This window comes from Ensifer sp. KUDG1 (genome assembly GCF_050434285.1).
Classification (GTDB): domain Bacteria; phylum Pseudomonadota; class Alphaproteobacteria; order Rhizobiales; family Rhizobiaceae; genus Ensifer.
Map to the genome: position 1 here is coordinate 48,330 of NZ_JBNDIG010000010.1, position 18,370 is coordinate 66,699.

An 18,370-nucleotide genomic window follows, 5' to 3' on the forward strand; every position below is an offset into this window, starting at 1 on the left:
GGTCAGGTCCTTTGCTGGGGGGAGGGACCGGCGCGAACAGCCCCTGTCCGCGCACGCATGTCGCGGGCGGAGCCGGTCCGGCTGCCGGTGAGAATGGCGGTGAGGGCGGGCAGCCAGCGCTCGGAAAGCGCGTAGGCGCCGGCGAGGAGGGCGATCGTGATGAGCGGAACCGCGCAGTAGAACGCCGGATAGTAGCCGATGTCCGATCGGTTCCAGATCATCCAGAGGAGCACGAGCAGCGGAAAGTGCGTGCAGAAGATCCAGAAGCTGAGGCCACTGCCGCGCGAGAGCGCCGCGCCGATGTTCGTGCGCACGAGCAGTGCGGAAACGGCCCAGGAACCGACGATGCCGGAAATCGCAATCAGGCTGCGCAGCATTTCGAGCCACACGGGAAAGTTCGGCCCAAACTGAAAGAGCAGGACGGACAAGAGCACGGCTGCGCTCAGGAACGCGATGGTAATAGGCCAGGAAAAGCGATCGAAGCTGCGGACGTCGATGCGATGCAGGCTCATGTAAATGCCGGCGCTAAACCCGAAGAGGATCGACTTCTTTAGGAAGATGCCGTTCGGAACGGGCAAAACCGCATAGGCGAAGAGGACGGCGAGCGTCTGTGCCGGATAGCGCTTGATCAGCCAGGCGAGCACCGGCGAAACAACGATACAAAGCAGGAGGTCGCGCAGGAAATAGAGCGGCAGATTGATCGGCAGATCCTCAAGCGCGAAGGCCAGGCTCAGCCATTCCCTGGGGCTGGCTCCGACGACCTCGGGCAGGTAGCCCGAACTAATGTCCTTGGTCTGCGCGACGAAAACCAACGCGAGAAACGCCAGGTTCCACAACAGAAACGGCAACAGAACGGTCCGTGCCTTGGTCTTCAGCGTCCGGCCATAGTCGAAATTGTCGAGGCCGCGGCGGAACAGGAGATAACCGGAAATCGCGCTGAGACACGGGACACCGACACGGAAGAGGCTGTCGCCCAGGAAAATGCGCAACCAGTCGATGCCGCCATAGGTGCCGACATACGGAGTGGTCGCCGGATCATAGGGCACATGCACGAAGACAATGCCCGAGATCAGCACGATGCGCATCAGATTGATCCGCGAGGAGATATTCGCGTTCACATCAACGATGTCCGTCACCCCCATCTGGCAGCGCGTTTTGAAGCGGCCGTTTCAACAGAGCAGACCAGAGCCCGCACCCAGAAGAGTAGGCTCGGGCGCGGATCAAAATATGGCGTCGCAACAAACGAATCGGCCTTGGTTCGCTGCGGTGCAACATTAGGAGATGCGACAATTCTAGGAAAATAGGCCTATCGCCCCGCACGGAGTGGGAAAAAACCACGACCTGGGCGTCAGTTGGAGAATATTGCCAACGGCTGATTTTCTGATGCTTATGCTTGTCGAAGTGTCTGTGTAACGCTGAGAAGTTGTGCGCTTTTTCTTCAGCTTTTCAGTAGAAACGATCACGCAAGCGTTATTCCTCGCCGAAATGCGGCAAGGGTGGGGCAGCCTTTGGCGCTTTACCAGCCGCTACTCGGCTGCGGCCGGCACCGAGGTCGCAGCACCCCGGGAACGAACCATATCGTTGAGCTTCGCCAACAGCGGCCGCTCGGTAGCGAGCACCAGCACCAGATAGATCAGGCCACCGATCGCCGCACCGACGAGAACCTGGAGCACCGCGCTTGGAAGCAGCGCGCCGTAGTGGTCCAGCAGCAGCCGGACGATGACGGCCATTATGAAGGCCGAGGCCAGCGGCCTCACCGAAATCAGGAAGCCGCGCAGGAAGGGTAGCTGGTCAGCGCGAAAGACCACCCAGGAATAGCCGACAAGCGTCGCGAGGTTCACGAGGCAGAGCGCGATCATCGCTTCGACCAACGATCCCCCGATCGCGCCATAGGCGACGGCGGCGGTGGTGGCGATCGCCCGGATCACGGCCCACCAGAAGAGGGTCGCGCCATGGCCGATGCCCTTGAGATAGGGAATGTAGGTGCTGCAGGGTGTCAGCAGCCCCTTTGACAGGGCGAGCAAGCCGAGCACCGGCCAGGCTGAGGCCCATTGCTGGCCGAAGAGCACGAGCATCGCCGGCTCGGCAAGCGCCCAGAGGCCGAACATCATCGGCGCGAGCATCACGGTGGTGACCTGCGTGCTGAGCATCAGCGCCTGCGAGCGCCGCTGCCGGTCTTCGCCCATATGGCTGAAGGCGGGAAAGAGGACGCCCATAACCGCCGAAAGGACGATCTGGTTGGGAATGCTGGAAAAGCGGTTCGCCGCCGAGAAGGCGCCGGCATCCGAGAGGCCGAGATAGCGACTGATGACGACCATCGGCGATTGGAAGGTGACGAAGTTGGCTATTTCGGAGCCCATCATGCCGAAGCTGAAGCGGCAGAGCGAAAGAACGCGCCGTGCCGAAAACACGAAACGCGGGACGTAGCCGGAGACGGCATAGAGACCGGCAAGGCGGATGAACGCCGAAACGAAAAGCTGCGCAAGCAGCGACCACACCCCGAAGCCGAGAAGCGCTGCCCCGACCGCGACGAGGGCGCCGAGGATTTCCGAGAGCATCGTCCAGACTGCGTCCTTGCTGAAATTCATCCGGCGGGCAAGCAGCGCATAGGCGACATCGCCCGCAAGCTGCAGCGGGATGAGCAGGCTCATGATCTGCAGCAGATGGCTTGCCTCCGGTGCGCCGAGCAAGGTCGCGAGCGGTCCGGCGAAGACGAAAAGCCCCAGCGCCATCATCAGCGAGACCGCCAGATTGGCCCAGAATGCGGAGTGGATGAGCTCCATGTCCTCATCGCGCTGGATGACCAGAGCCGATGCAAGACCGACGCCACCGATCATCGCCAGAAACTGCACGACGGTGAGCGCGACGGCGACCGTTCCGAACTCTTCCGGCGTCAGGATGCGCGCCAGAATTGGCACGGTGACAAATTTCAGCCCGAATGTGCCTGTCTTTGAAAGGACGCTCCAGCCGACGTTCCGAGTCACAGACTTGGCGTTTACGTTTGAAGGCATGTGAGCATCCCGTGATGCCTTTGAAGGATTTCCGACAAAGGGCAAGCGCTAGATTAGAGGTCGCGACCCGGTGGGAGGAGACCACGCACTACTCTTTTAGAGAAACCGCAGGGGCGAAAAGATGGCGAAGCTGACTGTTATTATTCCCTACTACCAGAAGGAGCCGGGTATTCTTCGGCGCGCGCTCGCGTCCGTCTTTGCCCAGAGCTATCAAGACTTCCATGTCCTGGTGATAGACGATCAATCTCCTTACCCGATCGACGAGGAGTTGAGCCCGCTTGCAGATAGCGAGCGGGCGCGCCTGACGGTCATTCGTCAGGAAAACAAGGGTCCCGGCGGTGCGCGCAACACCGGGCTCGACAACGTTCCGGCCGACGCGACCTTCGCCGCATTCCTCGATTCCGATGATATCTGGACCGTCGATCACCTCCAGAATGCAGTCGACAGCATGAGCCGCTATGGCGCCGACTGCTACTGGGCGACGATCACCGGCAGCGAGGCGTTCTACTACCATTTCGGCGTCGCCGATCTCGCAGAGAGCGATACGGTCGTGCGCCTGCAGGAAAGCCCGCTTGTCGTCGAAATTCCAGATCTTTCCAATGTCATGCTGCGGAACTGGAGCTTCCTGCACCTCTCCTGCATGGTGATTGGCCGCCGGCTTTTCGAGACGGTTCGCTTTGATGCCGAGTTGCGTCTTGCCGCCGAGGACGTGCTGTTCTTCTGCGACTGCATTCTGGCTTCCAGCCGCGTCGTGCTTTGCGATGCGGCCGGTGCCGTGCGCGGGGAGGGCATCAACATCTTCCACTCGATCGACAACGATTCGCCGCAGTTCCTGCAGCAGCAGTTCAACACCTTCGTTGCCCTCGAAACGCTGGAGCACCGGCTTTCGCGCAGGCCATCGGCCGTCGCGTCGATCCAGTCCTACCAGCATACGGCCCGGCGCCAGGCGCTCTGGAGCCAGGCGCGCCGTCTGAAGCGGCGCAAGTCGCCACAGTTCCGGCTGCTGGCGCGTTGGGTCCTGCGCGATCCGAAGCTGTTGCAGAGCGCATTCGAGCTTGCCGTCGGCAAGTTCTCCCGTTCACGCTGATCCGGACAGAAACTCCTTTTGGAGGAAGAACAAGGCCGCAGGCGCGGCATCGAACCTATCTCGCATTCTGAAAGAAGGGACCGCCCATGAAGCCCTATTATTGGGAATCTCAGCACGGCAATTTCGGCGACGACCTCAACCTCTGGCTTTGGGATTTCCTGCTGCCGGGTTTTCGCGATGTCCATGACGACATCCTCCTCGTCGGCGTTGGCACGGTGCTCAACCGCGCGCTTCTGCCCGACGGCGTCCGCAAACTCGTGATCGGCAGTGGTTTTGGCTACGGCACCTTGCCGGACATGCGCGATGCCGCCGAATGGGATCTTCGCTGCGTGCGCGGGCCGTTGACGGCCGAAAAGATCGGCCTTGCGCCGGAGCGCGGCATTGTCGATCCCGCGGTCATGGTCGCCGACATGCCGGAATTCCAAAACCTGCCTAAGCTATACAAGCGCAGTTTCATTCCCCATTGGGAAAGTGCGATCGCCGGCATGTGGCCTGTCACCTGCGGCACTGTCGGCCTGCACTACATCGACCCCCGCGGAGAGGCCAAGAACGTGATCCGCGAGATCGCGCAGTCGGAGTTCATTGTGGCCGAATCGATGCACGGGGCGATTCTCGCCGACGCATTCCGCGTTCCCTGGGTGGCGGTGACGACATCCGAAAGCATCAACAGCTTCAAGTGGAACGACTGGGCAAAAACCGTCGGGGTCGAATACCGTCCCCGTCATGTGCCGGTCTCCAGCCGTACCGAAGCCATGATCAAGGGCGCGCGTTTCTGGGGCATGGGCTTCGAGGCGCAGACCGTGCCGGAGGCTGCGAACCTGCGATCCGCTGACGACGAGGTGATCGTTGCGGCCAGAGAACCGCGTCAGACGTTCTTGCGCAGTGCTGCCAAGCAGGTTCTCGCGGCGCCGTCGACGCTGGCACTGTGGCAGGCGAGCCGGGCAGCGCCGCAATTGAGCAGCGACAGCCGGCTCGCGGAACGCAAGGAACGCTTCCAGGAGGCGTTGGCCGCCGTGCGGCGCGCCTACCTCTAGCACGTCGCAAACGCGCTCCGGACTGGATGCCGGAGCGTTTTCCACCCACGATGGTTCGGCGCGGCGGTGACGCCGCCAAGCTTGCTGCTAGCGCGCGTGCTTGGCGCCGACGGGCAGAAGGTAACGCACAGACGCACCGCTGTTCGGTGCCGCATCCTGGCCTGGTCTGAAGCGCTCCGTCTTGTCGGCGAAGATGCCGGCCGTCACGGCCGGTGCGGCGCCTGGGCGGCGCATCAGATAGCCGATTGCGGCCATTGCGCCGCGCTCGTTCTTCAGGTCGAGAAAGTGGCGGTGCTGGTAGCGGCCACGCACGTGACGCTCGTGCCGTCGCACGGCAGCCGCCGCTTCACCGTCGAGGTCGTTTGCGGCAAGGACGACGCGGTCGGCCTCGTAGAGGCGCTTGAGATCCTCGGTCCGGTGGCTGCCGCTCAGCGAATTGCCGCGTACGATCGCCGCATAGCCGCAGCTTTGAATGACCTTGTAGCGCGCGCCCTTGGCCAGCGCGCGAAGATAGAGGTCGTAATCCTCCCCAAGCCGAAGCGCCTCCTGATAGCGGATGCCATGCTCGTCGAGGAAGCGGCGGCGCATCAGCGGCTTCAGGAAGCCGATCTCGCCACGTTTCACGCCCGGCCGCGAGATATTGCCCTCGACGAAATCAATGAGGCTGAGAAGGCGCGGCCGCGGCGGGAAGTCATCGACCCTTGGAGCCGCACCAGTCGCTGCGGCCTCGCCCATGAAGGCGATGTTGTCGGCGATAAAATCCCATTCGTCCTCTGCGAGCAGCCGGCCGAGCCTGCCCGGCAGAAAGAAATCGTCGGCGTCGAGGATCGCCAGAACCGGGGAGCGGCTGATGGCGATCGCATGGTTGCGAGCCGCTGAAGGGCCGTGATTGCTCTCGAAGCGTGCGATCGTCAGTCGGCCGCTATTGTCGTCGGCAGAACGTGCTGCAGCGACGGTCCGATCGGTGGACCCGTCGTCCACCACGATCACTTCGGCGGTTTCCGGTTCGGCCAGCGCCGACGCGACAGCACGGGCGATGGTCGCCTCGGCATTCTTTGCAGCAATGATGACGCAGACATCTGTCCGGGCGACTGTGGTCATGGGGGGCCTCCAGTATCCTGTCTCGCGGGCAGCGCGGCGCCTATCGGCCAAATGGACTGCACCAGTTCTCGATCGCTGCATGATGAAGCCGGATCATCGGTGACTTAGTTCATGCAGTGCCGGCATTGAATCTTGCCGTAACGGGCGGCACCATGCAGGGCGATCATGTCGCAACCGCGTCGAAAGAGATTTTTTTGAAGAATGGGAAGGCGGGCCGACCCGGCCTTGCGGTCAACGGTTGAAGTGGCCGGGGCGGTTCAGACGGTGGCTATTGCTGCCCGGCTTGTCGTCGTTGGCCGACTGCAGCACTTCAGCCTGCTTTTTTCCACGCTCGCGCGCCTTCCTCCAGATGAGGAAGACGACGGCGAGGAAGTAGCCGATCTGAATGAGCACCGCACAGATCGCCGTCTGGATCAGGGTGGATGTGAGCGAGCCATTGAGGAAATAGGTGACGACAGCAAAAACCGTTAGGGCGCCGATCATACTCACGAAGACGCGTGGTGCGTACATGGCACTAGCTCGCAATCGGTTCTATCGTTGCAGACGTCATCGCAAAATCGGCCTTTCCTCTGCAAATGTTAATATATTGGCGACGGACATCGGCTGCAACCGGCAATAGCCGCCGCTTTGCTCCATAGAAACAGGCAAATCTTTATGTCGCGTTTCGAACAGCGACGATCGAATCAAAATCAGTTGATTGGCCCAAGCGCCATTGTGACGCGAGCCTACGTCGGCAGCTGATTTTCCACCTCCCGTCGGAAAGCGGTCGGCGCGTCCCCCGATGGTTGCCGCCGCACTCACGTGCTGATCAACTTTTATTACAAGTTTGAACGATGTCGCGAGCGTTTGTGTGCGCCGCAAAGACTTGGTGCGCCGCAACAAAATTTGCGAAATATCGGCTGCCGGCAATTCCGGAGCAGGGAAAATCACGCGCCCGAAGCTCAAGGAAAACATCGGCCTGCGAAGATATCGCTACTTCTCCGGAAATGTAATTTGGCATGTCGAAAACAATACAGGAATACGTGCGAGGTGATACTTTTTCTAGCAATAATATAACGGCAGCCGTCACGGGAAATATTTCATATTCGAAAGTGGTGATATACGCATTTTGGCCACGGCGCCGATGCCCGCCTTTATTTCGCCTTCAAAAAGCAAATCCTTACCAAACGTTCATTATTCACGATGAGCGCGCCTCAGCGTGGTCTAAAGGCCCCTTCTGGGGAGACCGACAAATCGCCAAACGTAAATGGAGTCACCTCTATGAAGTCTGCGACCAGATCGGCCAATTCGCCGTTTTTCAGTGCCGCAGAGTTTGCGGCAGTTCCGCCTGTGGGTGGTGTTTCGAAGCGTGGCTTCGACGTGCTTGCCGCTTCCCTCGCCCTCGTTTTTCTAAGCCCGCTGTTCCTGATGCTCATGGCGCTCGTCAAGTTTTCCGACGGCGGCAGCATCTTCTACGGCCACCGCCGCGTCGGCCATAGCGGCAAGTACTTCCGGTGCCTCAAGTTCCGCACGATGCGCCCTGACGGAGACCGGATTCTGCAGGACTATCTCAAGGCCAACCCGGCCGCCTATGAGGAATGGCGCGCGACGCGCAAACTGCAGGATGACCCGCGTGTCACGGTCGTCGGCAGCGTCCTGCGCAAACTCAGCCTCGATGAGCTGCCGCAACTCTTCAACATCGTGCGCGGTGAAATGAGCATCGTTGGTCCGCGCCCGGTGGTGGAGGACGAACTGGAACTCTACGACAGCGCCGCCGTCTACTACCTGCAATCCCGCCCCGGTCTCACCGGCCTTTGGCAGATTAGCGGGCGCAACGACGTTTCCTACGCAACCCGCATCGCGTTCGACACCCAATACGTCCAGAACTGGTCGCTGCTGAGCGACTTTTCCATTGTTGTCAGGACCATTCCCGCCGTTTGCCTCTCGCGCGGCAGCTACTGACGAAACAGCGCCTGGAAAGCCCGCGCGACCGGTCGCGGGACGGCGCCCCTTCATTCGGGAAGCCCAAATGAAAAAACACAATCTGTCGGGAAAGTCGCGCATGCCGCGTACGCTGCCCCGTTTCCTGCGTCGCGCCGCTCTCATCGCCGCGGCGCTCACTTTCGCTCTTCCGGCTTGGGCCGACGAGTACCAACTCGGCACCATGGACAGGCTGAGGATCCGTGTGGCCGAATGGCAGACCGCTGAAGGAGCCGTCCGCGACTGGTCTGTTGTCAGCGGCGAGTACACGGTCGGTCCGTCGGGAGCGCTTTCCTTGCCCTTCATCGGCGACCTGCCGGCAGCCGGCAAGACGACGACCGAAGTCGGCGAAGCGATCGGCGAGAAGATGCAGACGCTCTTCGGTCTGCGTGACCGACCGTCCGCCTCCGTCGAGCTTGCGCAATACCGCCCGGTCTATCTCGCGGGCGAGGTGCAGAAGCCCGGCGAATATCCTTTTGCGCCCAATCTGACGGTGCTGAAGGCCGTAAGCCTCGGCGGCGGTCTGCGTCGCTCCGAAAGCGGTCAGCGCTTTGCCCGCGACTACATCAACGCGCATGGCGATTCGAGCGTCCAGACGTCCGAGCGTAACCGGTTGTTGATCCGGCGCGCCCGCCTTCAGGCCGAGATCGCCGAAAAGGAAGGCATCGAGCTACCGAAGGACCTTCAAGGGGTACCGGGCATCGACAAGCTTCTCGCCAACGAGACGGCGCTGATGGCGTCGCGCGACAGGAAGCAGAAGCTGCAATTGAAAGCGCTCGCCGATCTGAAGTCCCTGCTCGAAAGCGAAATCCAGTCGCTGGCAAAGAAGACGGAAACCCAGAATCGACAGCTCGAACTCGTCGTCGAAGACCGCGAGAAGGTCGAGAGCCTTGCCGAAAAAGGCTTGGCGCTCAGCCAGCGCAAATTGTCGTTGGAGCAGCGCGTTGCCGAATTGCAGGCCGCTCTTCTCGACATCGACACCGCTTCGCTGAAGGCGAAGCAGGATGTCAGCAAGGCGGGGCAGGACGAGACCAATCTTCGCAACGACTGGGACGCCCAACTGGCCCAGGACCTGCAGAACACCGAGGCCGAACTCGACACGCTTTCGATCAAGCTCGGCACCAGCCGCGATCTGATGGCCGAAGCGCTGCTGCAATCGGCCGAAGCCGCGCAGTCGAAGGACAATACGGCGGAGGCCACGATCGCCTATTCGATCATGCGCGAGCGCGACGGCAAGCCGACGGAGATCGCCGCCGACGAAAATACGCCTGTATTGCCCGGTGACGTGATCAAGGTCGAAGCCAGCCTGGCAACGCAGTAGGGCCGGCTGTGAAGATTTCGAAGGCGAGCCTGATTTCTGCCGATCGCAATGGTGTCTATGGCACCGTTGCGATCGCGCTATCGCTCTTCGTCTTCGCCTATTCCTCGCGTTTCGGGCAGGCATCCATCCTGCTCTACTATGGCCTTTGGCTGCCGCTGGTGCTGGTCGATTATCGTCGCGTGCTCGGCAATTACGGCATCCGCCTCTGGATTCTTGGCTTCGCGATCTTCGCCTGCCTGTCCGTCTTCTGGTCGGCAGCGCCCGGTATGACGGCGCGAACGGGAGTGCAGTATCTCTCCCACGTGATTTGCGCCCTGATTGCCATGCGGGTCGTCGGCATCAGGACGCTCGTGCGCGGCGCGATTGCAGGCACCGGCGTCGTTCTCGTCTACTCGCTGCTCTTCGGCGTCTACCACCTCGATCCGCTCGACGGCACCTACAGTTTCGTCGGCGCTTTCGCCTCGAAGAACCAGCTGGGCTTCTACGCCTCGCTCGGTATCTATTTCGCCTTCGTCGCGCCGATCGCGCTTGGTGAACGCGGCCTGTGGCTCGTGGCATCGGGCCTGGTTGCGATGCTGTCGGCCTATTCCCTTTTTGCCTCGCAATCCGCGACGTCGGTGTTGACCACCGTGGTCATTCTCGGGCTCTGGCTCGGCATGCGGGTCGTCGGCCTATTGTCGCCAGCACACCGCAAGGGTCTCTTCCTCGCAGCTACCGTTTGCGCCGTCATGGTTGCCGTTGCAGGTATCTACGGCGGCGGCGTCGATCTTGTCCTTGGGCTTTTCGGCAAGGATTCCACCCTGACCGGTCGGACCTATCTGTGGCAGCAGGGCATCGAGGCCGCCATGTCTTCGCCGCTGGTCGGTGTCGGCTATCAGGCCTATTGGGTCCAGGGCTTCTCGGAGCCCGAACGCCTGTGGGAAGAGTTCTATATCGCCACGCGCTCCGGCTTCCACTTCCACAACACCTTCATCGAAGCGATGGTGGAGACCGGCGCGATCGGGCTCGTGCTTTTGTCCGGTATCCTTCTGATAACCGTGCTCGGGCATACCAAGCGGCTGTTGACGCAGGATCATGACACGCAGTCTTCCGTGCTCTTCGGCATAGCGCTGTTGCTGCTGGTGCGGTCCTTCGTCGAGATCGACATCATGAACCCCTATCATATCGGCTCGTTCCTGCTCTATTTCGCCGCCGGAAAGCTGACATTGCCGGAAGTGCGTACGCAGCAGAGCGTCGAAGATCGTCCCGCACCGTCCGTATCGGAGATCCCGCTGCGCTTGAGGTATCGATGATCAGCCCTCCGACGACGATCTACGGCATTCAGTATCTGCGTGCCATCGCAGCCCTTGGTGTCGTCGTCTTCCATGCTGCCGAACGGACCGGGCACCATTTCGCGATTGGTGCTGCGGGCGTCGACGTCTTCTTCGTCATCAGCGGCTTCATCATGTGGGTGATCAGCGAGCGGCGGCCGGTGTCACCGCTCGCCTTCCTGCGTGATCGCGTTCAAAGGATCGCGCCGATCTACTGGCTCGCAACCGCGGTAATGGTCATCGGCGGCCTGGCCGGACTGTTTCCCAATCTCGTCTTGAGCAATGGACATGTGCTTTTCTCGCTGCTGTTCATTCCCACGCGCTCACCCAGCAGCGGCGAAATCTGGCCGGTTCTGGTGCAGGGCTGGACGCTGAACTACGAGATGTTCTTTTATGCCGTCTTCGCCCTGACGCTGCTGTTGCCGCGGTCGAGGCGTCTGCTGGCGATCGCGGGCTGTTTCTCAGCGCTGGTGGCCATCGGCTTTGCCGTCGACAGCGACAACGCGCTTTTCGTCACCTATACGCGGCCGATCATTCTTGAATTCGTGGCAGGCATGATCGTCGCCGAGTTCTGGCTGAGAGGCAGGGTGCCGGGCGCAATGTCCGGCCTTGTGCTTTTCGCCGGCGCGTTTTCAGGATTCGCGGCGGTCGCCGTGTTTCGCCTGCCTTTCGACGAATTCATCCTCGGGCCTTTGGCCATCATGCTGGTCTTGGGAACGCTGGCGCTCGAAGCGCAGGGCTGGTTCCGTAAGCACAGGCTGCCGATGATGCTTGGCGACGCATCCTACTCGATCTACCTCTGGCACACCTTTGCGATTTCGGTCGTGGTCAAGGCTTGTGGAATGATGGGGATCGGGCCGCTCATATCGGCGCTGCTGGCGGTCGTTGCGGGGACGGCGCTTGGCGCTTTCGCCTATCTTCTGATCGAGAAGCCGCTGGCCACACGGCTGCGCTCGGGCTTTTTCTCAAGGACGGTGCAGCACACGGCCTGACGCGTCGGCGCGATCCTGGTGCGGCGATGACCGCCGCACCAGCGCCACCAAAGCCTCAAACACCCTGATTGCGGCGGGAATGCCAGTTCCAGGCCGTGCGCGTGATGTCGGTGAGGTCGTATTTCGGAACCCATCCCAGCACGTCGCGAGCCTTGTCATTGTTGGCGACCAGTGTCGTCGAATCTCCCTCGCGGCGGTCGACGAGATCAACCTGGAATTCACGTCCGGAAACCTCGGAAATCGCCGTCAGCAGTTCCTTGACGGTCGTGCCGGTGCCCGTGCCGAGGTTGAGCTCGACGCTGTCGCCGCCGGCAAGCAGGTGTTCGACCGCGCGCACATGGGCGTCGGCAAGATCAAGCACGTGGATGTAGTCGCGCACGCAGGTGCCGTCGCGCGTGTCGTAGTCCGTGCCGAAGATCTTGAAACTCTGCCGCCGGCCAAGGGCGGCGTCGATGGCGAGCGGGATGGCATGCGTTTCCGGCTCGTGCCACTCGCCGATGCGGCCTTCCGGATCGGCGCCGGCGGCGTTGAAGTAGCGCAGGATGACCGAGCGCAAGCCCTTGTACTGCCCGTAGTCCTTCAGCGCCTGCTCGCACACCCACTTGGTCCGGCCGTAGGGGTTGATCGGCGCCTGGCGGTGCTGTTCGTCGATCGGCACGCTCTCCGGCAGGCCATAGGTGGCGCAGGTGGACGAGAAGACGAAAGCTTCGACGCCGGCGGCAAGGGCAGCCGAAAGCAAGGTCAGCGTGCCGATGACATTGTTGTCGTAGAAGGAAACCGGGTCTTTCACCGATTCACCCACCTCGATCATCGCGGCAAAATGCAGGATGGCGCGTGGCTTGTGACGGGCAAGCACTTCGTCGAGCCGCTTGCGGTCGCGGATATCACCTTTTTCCAGCACGCCCCATTTGACGAATTCCTCGTGGCCATTCGAAAGGTTGTCGTAAACGACCGGCTCGAAACCCTTGTTGGCGAGTTCGAGGCACGTATGCGAGCCGATGTAGCCGGCACCGCCGACGACGAGGACTTTATTGCTTTCCATGATGCTTACGATCCTTGGGAGGTTCAGAGAAATTGCCAAGATTTTTCAACGGATGACGACAATGGTGTCAATGCCGCGCGCAATCAAGCACGTGTCCATGTCGCGTATGTGGCGGTGGTTACCAGGGGGCTTCTTTCCACACTTCTGTCGATCCCGGCCCGTCAAAATCGGTGGGAAAAATACGGGAAGGGACAATTATCTCCCGGGCGTTCGCACGCTAGATGCTTCTTTCTGTTCGAGCAAAACATATAGCATATTAATTTACTAGATTTAATTGATTATGCCTGCCGCGGTCGTACCATAGCCTCCAGATTTCTGAAGGAAGGCTCTCATGACGACGAAACTGAAACGCCTGGCGCTGACGCTCGCCACACTTGCGACCTCTGGCCTGGCTCTGAGCGGCGCTCAGGCGCAAACGACGGATCCGGTAAAGGGCGGCACGTTGATCTATCTGGAGCAGCAGGCCCATACGAACCTCTACCCGCCGGCCGGCGGCTTCTATCCGAACGGTGGCATTCTCAACCAGATCACCGACAAGCTGACCTATCAGAATCCGAAGACGCTGGAGATCGAGCCCTGGATCGCCGAGGCCTGGACGGTCAACGCCGATGCGACGGAATACACGTTCAAGATTCGTCCGGGCGTAACGTTCTCCGATGGCTCGCCGCTCGACGCGGCTGCCGTTGCCAAGAACTACGACGTTTTCGGCCTCGGCAACAAGGCGTTGAAGCAGCCGGTTTCAGAGGTGATCAACAACTACGAGCGCAGCGAAGTCGTCAATCCGCTGACGGTCAAATTCTACTTCAAGAAGCCGTCGCCGGGGTTCCTTCAGGGAACGTCCGTTATCGGCTCGGGCCTGGTGGCCGCAAGCACGCTGGCATTGCCTTTCGAAGAACTTGGTGACGCGACGAAAATCATCGGCTCCGGTCCGTTTGTCGTCGAGAGCGAGACGATCGGCAAGGAACTGAACCTGAAGGCGCGCGAGGAATACGACTGGGGCCCGGCCAAGCTCGAACACCAGGGCCGCGCCTATCTCGACGGCATCAAGTACATCATCACCGGCGAAGACAGCGTGCGCATCGGTGCACTGCTCGCAGGGCAGGCGGATTTTATCCGCCAGGTTCAGGCCTATGACGAGGGCCAGGTCGAGGCGCAGGACTATCAGATCTACGCGCCTTCCACCCGCGGGGTGAACAACAGCGTCGTCTTCCGCCCGGACAACCCGTTGGTCGCCGACATCCGGGTACGCCAGGCGCTGCTGTACGCGACCGACACCAAGGAAATCGTCACCACGCTGTTCTCGGCCAATTATCCGCAAGCCACTTCGATCATCGCCTCGTCGGCGCTCGGCTACAAGGACATCTCGGCCAAGCTCGCTTTTGATCCCGTAAGGGCCAAGGCCCTGCTCGATGAAGCCGGTTGGTCGGTCGGCCCAAATGGCCTGCGCCAGAAGGACGGCAAGGAACTTGTGCTGACAGCCTACGAGTCCTTGCCGCAGCCGCAGAACAAGGAAACGCTGCAACTGGTCGCTCAGCAGTGGGGCAAGGTGGGCGTGAAGCTGAGCGTTCTTGCCGGCGACAGCGGCAGCAAGACGCTGGATGATCTCGATCCGCTGAAGACGCCGGTGTCGCCGGCCATGGTCGGCCGCGCGGACCCCGATGTGATCAAGAGCCAGTACTATCCGAAGAACCGCGACGTGCTGCGCCAGAAGGGCGGGCTCAGCGACAAGGTCCAGAGCTTCGTCGATCCCAAACTGAACGGACTGCTCGATGCGCTCGCCTCCGAGCCGGATCGCCAGAAGCGCCTCGCGATCGCCGGTGAAGTCCAGGACTACGTCGTCGACCAGGCCTATGCGATCCCGATCTTCGAGGAACCGCAGGCCTATGCCGGTGCGCCCTACGTTCAGGGCGTGGCCTTCGAGGCCGTCGGGCGTCCAAGCTTCTACAGCACCTGGCTTGCCGAACATTGATTGGTTCGGCGGCCGCCGCAGGGCCGGTGGCCGCCGTCTCTGAAATCCGCTTGCGAGGATGGGATCATGTCCGCCTATTTGTTCAACCGTGTCGCTCAGGCCCTGTTTGTGCTTTGGGCCGCATTCACGATCTCGTTCGTGCTGCTGCAGGCCATGCCCGGCGATGCGATCCTCATCAAGTTCCAGAACCCCGAGCTCGGCCTGACCGCCGAACAGGTCGCCGAAATCCGCGCTTCCTATGCCGCCGACAGCTCCGTGCCGGTGCAGTACGTGCGGACCCTCGGCAACTTCCTGGCCGGCAACTTCGGCTACTCTGTTCAGGCCGGCGTTCCGGTTTCAAGCTTGCTCGCCGCGCATCTGCCGGCAACGCTAAAGCTCGCGGGGCTCGGCTTCGGACTAGCCGCGGTCCTGGCGACCGTCATCGCTTTCCTCTCCAGTCTCGCGCCGTTTGCGTGGCTGCGTGGCGCGCTGCAGTCGGTTCCCTCGCTTTTCATTTCGGTCCCGACCTTCTGGCTCGGCATTATGCTCATCCAGATCTTCTCCTTCCGCCTGAAACTCGTGCCCGTCATCAATCCTGGTCCCTGGCAGGAACTGATCCTGCCGGTCGCGACACTCGCCGTGCCGATTTCCGCGCCCCTGGCGCAGGTGCTCGTGCGCAATATCGATGAGGTGATAACGCGCCCCTTCGTCGCCGTGGCGCGGGCAAAGGGTGCCACCCACCTTTGGGTTCTCTGGCGGCACGTTGCAAAGAATGCCCTGCTGCCGACGCTGACGATAGCCGGTGTCCTCTTCGGCGAACTGATCGCCGGAGCCGTAGTGACGGAGACCGTCTTCGGGCTGAACGGCATCGGCGGACTGACTGAACGCGCCGTCGGCAGCCAGGACGCCGCCGTGCTTCAGGCGATCGTAGTGCTGTCGGCGCTCGCCTTCGTGATCATCAATCTTGCTGTGGACCTGCTCTATCCGGTGCTCGACCCACGCCTCAGGACCAAAACTGGAGCCGTTGCATGACGACCTTCGATACGCTTCACGATGACGCCGTTGCGGCGCCAAGGGCAAAGAGCGAACGGCGTTCTGGCGCGGCATCGCGGCTGCGCCGCCTACCCCTAGGGTTGGCGCTTTCCTGGCTCATCCTTGGCACCGTGTTCCTCTGGGCGGTCGCCCCTTCGCTCTTCACAGGTTACAACCCAGTTGAAGGCGTCGGTGGCGCGCAGTTGCAGCGACCGAGCGCTGACCATCTGCTCGGAACCGATGCGCTCGGGCGCGATCTCTATGCGCGCATCGTCTACGGGGCCGTTCATTCGCTGACCGGTGCTTTTGTCGCCGTCGGGCTGGGCCTTGCCGTTGGCACCGGTCTCGGCGTCGTCGCCGGCTCGGTGCGGCGTCGCTTCGACGATGCGATTATGCGCGTCGTCGACGTGCTGTTGTCGATCCCTCCGCTGCTGCTTTCGCTCAGCATCATCATCCTGCTCGGCTTTGGAACCGTGAACGCGGCAATCGCGGTCGGCGTTACCTCGGTTGCAGGCTTTGCCCGGCTGGCGCGTGCGGAAGTCGTGCGCGTGCGCCGCAGCGATTATGTCGAGGCGGCCTTCGGCAGTGGCGGAACCTTCGCCTCGGTTCTGTGGCGCCATATTCTGCCGAATTCCCTGACCTCGGTCGTCGCCTTTGCCGCGCTGCAATTCGGATCGGCCGTTCTGCAGATTTCGACGCTCGGATTTCTCGGCTACGGCGCGCCGCCGCCGACCCCGGAATGGGGACTGCTGATCGCCGAGGGACGCAACTACATCTCGACTGCCTGGTGGTTGACCACCGCGCCCGGAATCGTGGTCGTCCTCGTCGTGCTGGCTGCCAATCGCGTCAGTCAATCTTTCGGAAGGGCCGCAGCATGACCGTCATACCTGTACCGTTTCCGCCCGTTCTCGAGGTCGAGGGCCTCTGCATCGCCTATGCTGACGGTAGCGGCGAGCGCCGCGCCGTTCACGACGTTTCGTTTCGCATCAATCCAGGCGAGGTTGTGGCGCTTGTCGGTGAATCCGGTTCCGGCAAGACGACGACGGCCCAGTCGATCATCGGTCTGCTCGCTGCGAATGGCCGGGTGGAGCAAGGCAGCATCAAGCTGAATGGAACCGATATCGCCCGCTGGACGGATCGACAACTGGACACGGTGCGCGGCGCGAAGATCAGTCTCGTGCCGCAGGATCCGGGAAGTTCGCTCAACCCGGTCAAGACGATTGGTTCGCAACTCGGCGAGATCTTTCGCATCCACAGGGCGCTGCGTTCCGACGAGATCGAGGCCCGCGTCATCTCTCTTCTTGCCCGCGTCGGCTTGAGCGAGCCGGCACTCCGGGCGCGGCAATATCCGCATGAACTGTCGGGCGGCATGCGCCAAAGGGTGCTGATCGCGATTGCGATTGCGTTGAAGCCACAGTTGATCATTGCCGACGAACCGACGAGCGCACTCGACGTCACTGTCCAGAAGCTCATTCTCGATCTGATCGACGAGTTGCGAACGGAATATGGCACGGCCGTGCTTCTGGTGACCCACGATCTCGGTGTTGCCGCCGACCGCGCCGATAGGATCGTCGTCCTTCAGGGCGGGCGGATTCAGGAGCAGGGCGCAACGGTTGCCGTTCTTGCCGCACCGCGCAGCCCCTACACGAAACAGCTGCTTTCGGACGCGCCGTCCTTTACCGCGCCTCCGAGGCTGGCAACGGTTCGACCACCCGTTGCTGAGGCCCCGGACGATATCGTCGTCGTCGAGGGACTTGTGCGCGAGTTCCGCAAGGACGGCGGTTCCCCGCTACGGGCCGTCGACGAGCTGAGTTTCCGCGTCCGGCGGGGAACGACCCACGCGATCGTCGGGGAATCCGGATCTGGGAAGACGACGACGATCCGCAGCATCGTCGGCTTTGACAGGCCGACTGCAGGCCGGATCTCGATCGACGGAACCGAAGTTTCGGGGTTGACCGGAGAGGAGCTTCGGCAGTTCCGCCGCAAGGTCCAGCTTGTCTACCAGAACCCCTACGGTTCGCTCGACCCGCGCCAGAGCGTGCTGCAGATCGTGACCGAACCGCTGACGAATTATCTAGGACTTCGGCGTTCCGAGCGCGAGGAGAAGGCAAGGGCGATCCTAGGCCGTGTCGGCTTGCCGGAGGACGCATTTGCACGGCGGCCCCATGCGCTTTCCGGTGGCCAGCGGCAGCGCGTTGCCATCGCCCGGGCGCTCGTGCTCGATCCACAGTTGGTCGTGCTCGACGAAGCGGTTTCCGCACTCGATGTCAGCGTGCAGGCCCGTATTCTCGATCTCTTGGACGAACTGCAGAGCGACCTCGGGCTCACCTATCTCTTCGTTTCCCACGACCTCGCCGTCGTGCGCCAGATCTCGGACACCGTTTCGGTTCTGAAGGACGGGCGACTGGTCGACGGCGGAACCGTTTCCGACGTCTTCGAAAATCCGCGCAGCGATTACACCCGCGAACTGATCAATGCCATCCCCGGACGCAGGCGCCGGGTTGCGGCCTGAACAACGGACGACAGACAGGAC

16 protein-coding genes are annotated in these 18,370 nt (G+C 61.7%); 10 read left to right on the plus strand and 6 right to left on the minus strand.

The features are described from left to right. Positions 1 to 2: 2 nt before the first annotated feature. The gene (locus tag M2267_RS22875) at positions 3 to 1,118 is read right to left on the minus strand and encodes an acyltransferase family protein (protein ID WP_429117377.1); all 1,116 of its coding nucleotides are present in this window, start codon (positions 1,116 to 1,118) and stop codon (positions 3 to 5) included. A 408-nt stretch (positions 1,119 to 1,526) separates the two neighbouring features. After that, the gene (locus tag M2267_RS22880; protein ID WP_429117380.1) at positions 1,527 to 3,011 is read right to left on the minus strand and encodes a lipopolysaccharide biosynthesis protein; all 1,485 of its coding nucleotides are present in this window, start codon (positions 3,009 to 3,011) and stop codon (positions 1,527 to 1,529) included. Positions 3,012 to 3,132: 121 nt separating this feature from the next. Between M2267_RS22880 and M2267_RS22885 the strand changes: the two genes are divergently transcribed. Together M2267_RS22885 and M2267_RS22890 are read left to right on the plus strand one after the other, a co-directional pair. Beyond that, the gene (locus tag M2267_RS22885) at positions 3,133 to 4,098 is read left to right on the plus strand and encodes a glycosyltransferase family 2 protein (protein ID WP_429117382.1); all 966 of its coding nucleotides are present in this window, start codon (positions 3,133 to 3,135) and stop codon (positions 4,096 to 4,098) included. A gap of 86 nt (positions 4,099 to 4,184) precedes the next feature. Continuing rightward, a complete protein-coding gene (locus M2267_RS22890) occupies positions 4,185 to 5,132 on the plus strand; it encodes a polysaccharide pyruvyl transferase family protein (RefSeq protein ID WP_043612714.1) in 948 nt (315 codons plus the stop codon). Positions 5,133 to 5,219: 87 nt separating this feature from the next. On the opposite strand, the gene M2267_RS22895 is transcribed toward M2267_RS22890, so the two are convergent. The 3 genes from M2267_RS22895 to M2267_RS22905 form a co-directional block, all read right to left on the minus strand. Next, entirely contained in the window at positions 5,220 to 6,233 is a 1,014-nt protein-coding gene (locus M2267_RS22895) for a glycosyltransferase family 2 protein (RefSeq protein WP_429117384.1), read from the minus strand. Between the two features lie 231 nt (positions 6,234 to 6,464). Beyond that, on the minus strand, positions 6,465 to 6,743 hold the full coding sequence (locus tag M2267_RS22900) for an exopolysaccharide production repressor protein (RefSeq protein WP_043612708.1): 279 nt from the start codon (positions 6,741 to 6,743) through the stop codon (positions 6,465 to 6,467). Positions 6,744 to 6,779: 36 nt separating this feature from the next. Further along, positions 6,780 to 7,187 (minus strand): hypothetical protein, encoded by a 408-nt coding sequence (locus M2267_RS22905; protein ID WP_429117387.1) that lies wholly within the window; start codon positions 7,185 to 7,187, stop codon positions 6,780 to 6,782. Between the two features lie 306 nt (positions 7,188 to 7,493). On the opposite strand from M2267_RS22905, the gene M2267_RS22910 reads away from it, so the two are divergent. The 4 genes from M2267_RS22910 (at position 7,494) to M2267_RS22925 (ending at position 11,815) form a co-directional block, all read left to right on the plus strand. Next, positions 7,494 to 8,174, plus strand: a complete 681-nt coding sequence (locus tag M2267_RS22910; RefSeq protein ID WP_043612706.1) for a sugar transferase — start codon at positions 7,494 to 7,496, stop codon at positions 8,172 to 8,174. Positions 8,175 to 8,241: 67 nt separating this feature from the next. Beyond that, positions 8,242 to 9,513, plus strand: a complete 1,272-nt coding sequence (locus M2267_RS22915; protein ID WP_429117391.1) for a polysaccharide biosynthesis/export family protein — start codon at positions 8,242 to 8,244, stop codon at positions 9,511 to 9,513. An 8-nt stretch (positions 9,514 to 9,521) separates the two neighbouring features. Next, entirely contained in the window at positions 9,522 to 10,805 is a 1,284-nt protein-coding gene (locus tag M2267_RS22920) for an O-antigen ligase family protein (protein WP_429117393.1), read from the plus strand. Then, on the plus strand, positions 10,802 to 11,815 hold the full coding sequence (locus tag M2267_RS22925; protein WP_429117396.1) for an acyltransferase family protein: 1,014 nt from the start codon (positions 10,802 to 10,804) through the stop codon (positions 11,813 to 11,815). Before M2267_RS22920 ends, M2267_RS22925 begins: the two co-directional genes overlap by 4 nt. Positions 11,816 to 11,870: 55 nt before the next feature. Here M2267_RS22925 and galE read toward each other — a convergent pair whose 3' ends face one another. Then, complete coding sequence (gene galE, locus M2267_RS22930) at positions 11,871 to 12,857, minus strand: UDP-glucose 4-epimerase GalE (protein ID WP_043612698.1); 987 nt, start codon at positions 12,855 to 12,857, stop codon at positions 11,871 to 11,873. A 331-nt stretch (positions 12,858 to 13,188) separates the two neighbouring features. Here galE and M2267_RS22935 point away from each other — a divergent pair, with 331 nt between their 5' ends. The 4 genes from M2267_RS22935 to M2267_RS22950 all read left to right on the plus strand — a co-directional run bounded on the left by M2267_RS22935 (position 13,189) and on the right by M2267_RS22950 (position 18,349). Continuing rightward, the gene (locus M2267_RS22935; RefSeq protein WP_429117398.1) at positions 13,189 to 14,826 is read left to right on the plus strand and encodes a TIGR04028 family ABC transporter substrate-binding protein; all 1,638 of its coding nucleotides are present in this window, start codon (positions 13,189 to 13,191) and stop codon (positions 14,824 to 14,826) included. Between the two features lie 66 nt (positions 14,827 to 14,892). After that, positions 14,893 to 15,837, plus strand: a complete 945-nt coding sequence (locus M2267_RS22940) for an ABC transporter permease (protein ID WP_429117400.1) — start codon at positions 14,893 to 14,895, stop codon at positions 15,835 to 15,837. Continuing rightward, a complete protein-coding gene (locus M2267_RS22945; protein WP_429117402.1) occupies positions 15,834 to 16,715 on the plus strand; it encodes an ABC transporter permease in 882 nt (293 codons plus the stop codon). Before M2267_RS22940 ends, M2267_RS22945 begins: the two co-directional genes overlap by 4 nt. After that, the gene (locus tag M2267_RS22950; protein ID WP_429117404.1) at positions 16,712 to 18,349 is read left to right on the plus strand and encodes a dipeptide ABC transporter ATP-binding protein; all 1,638 of its coding nucleotides are present in this window, start codon (positions 16,712 to 16,714) and stop codon (positions 18,347 to 18,349) included. The genes M2267_RS22945 and M2267_RS22950 overlap by 4 nt, the downstream gene beginning before the upstream one ends. Positions 18,350 to 18,370 lie beyond the last annotated feature (21 nt).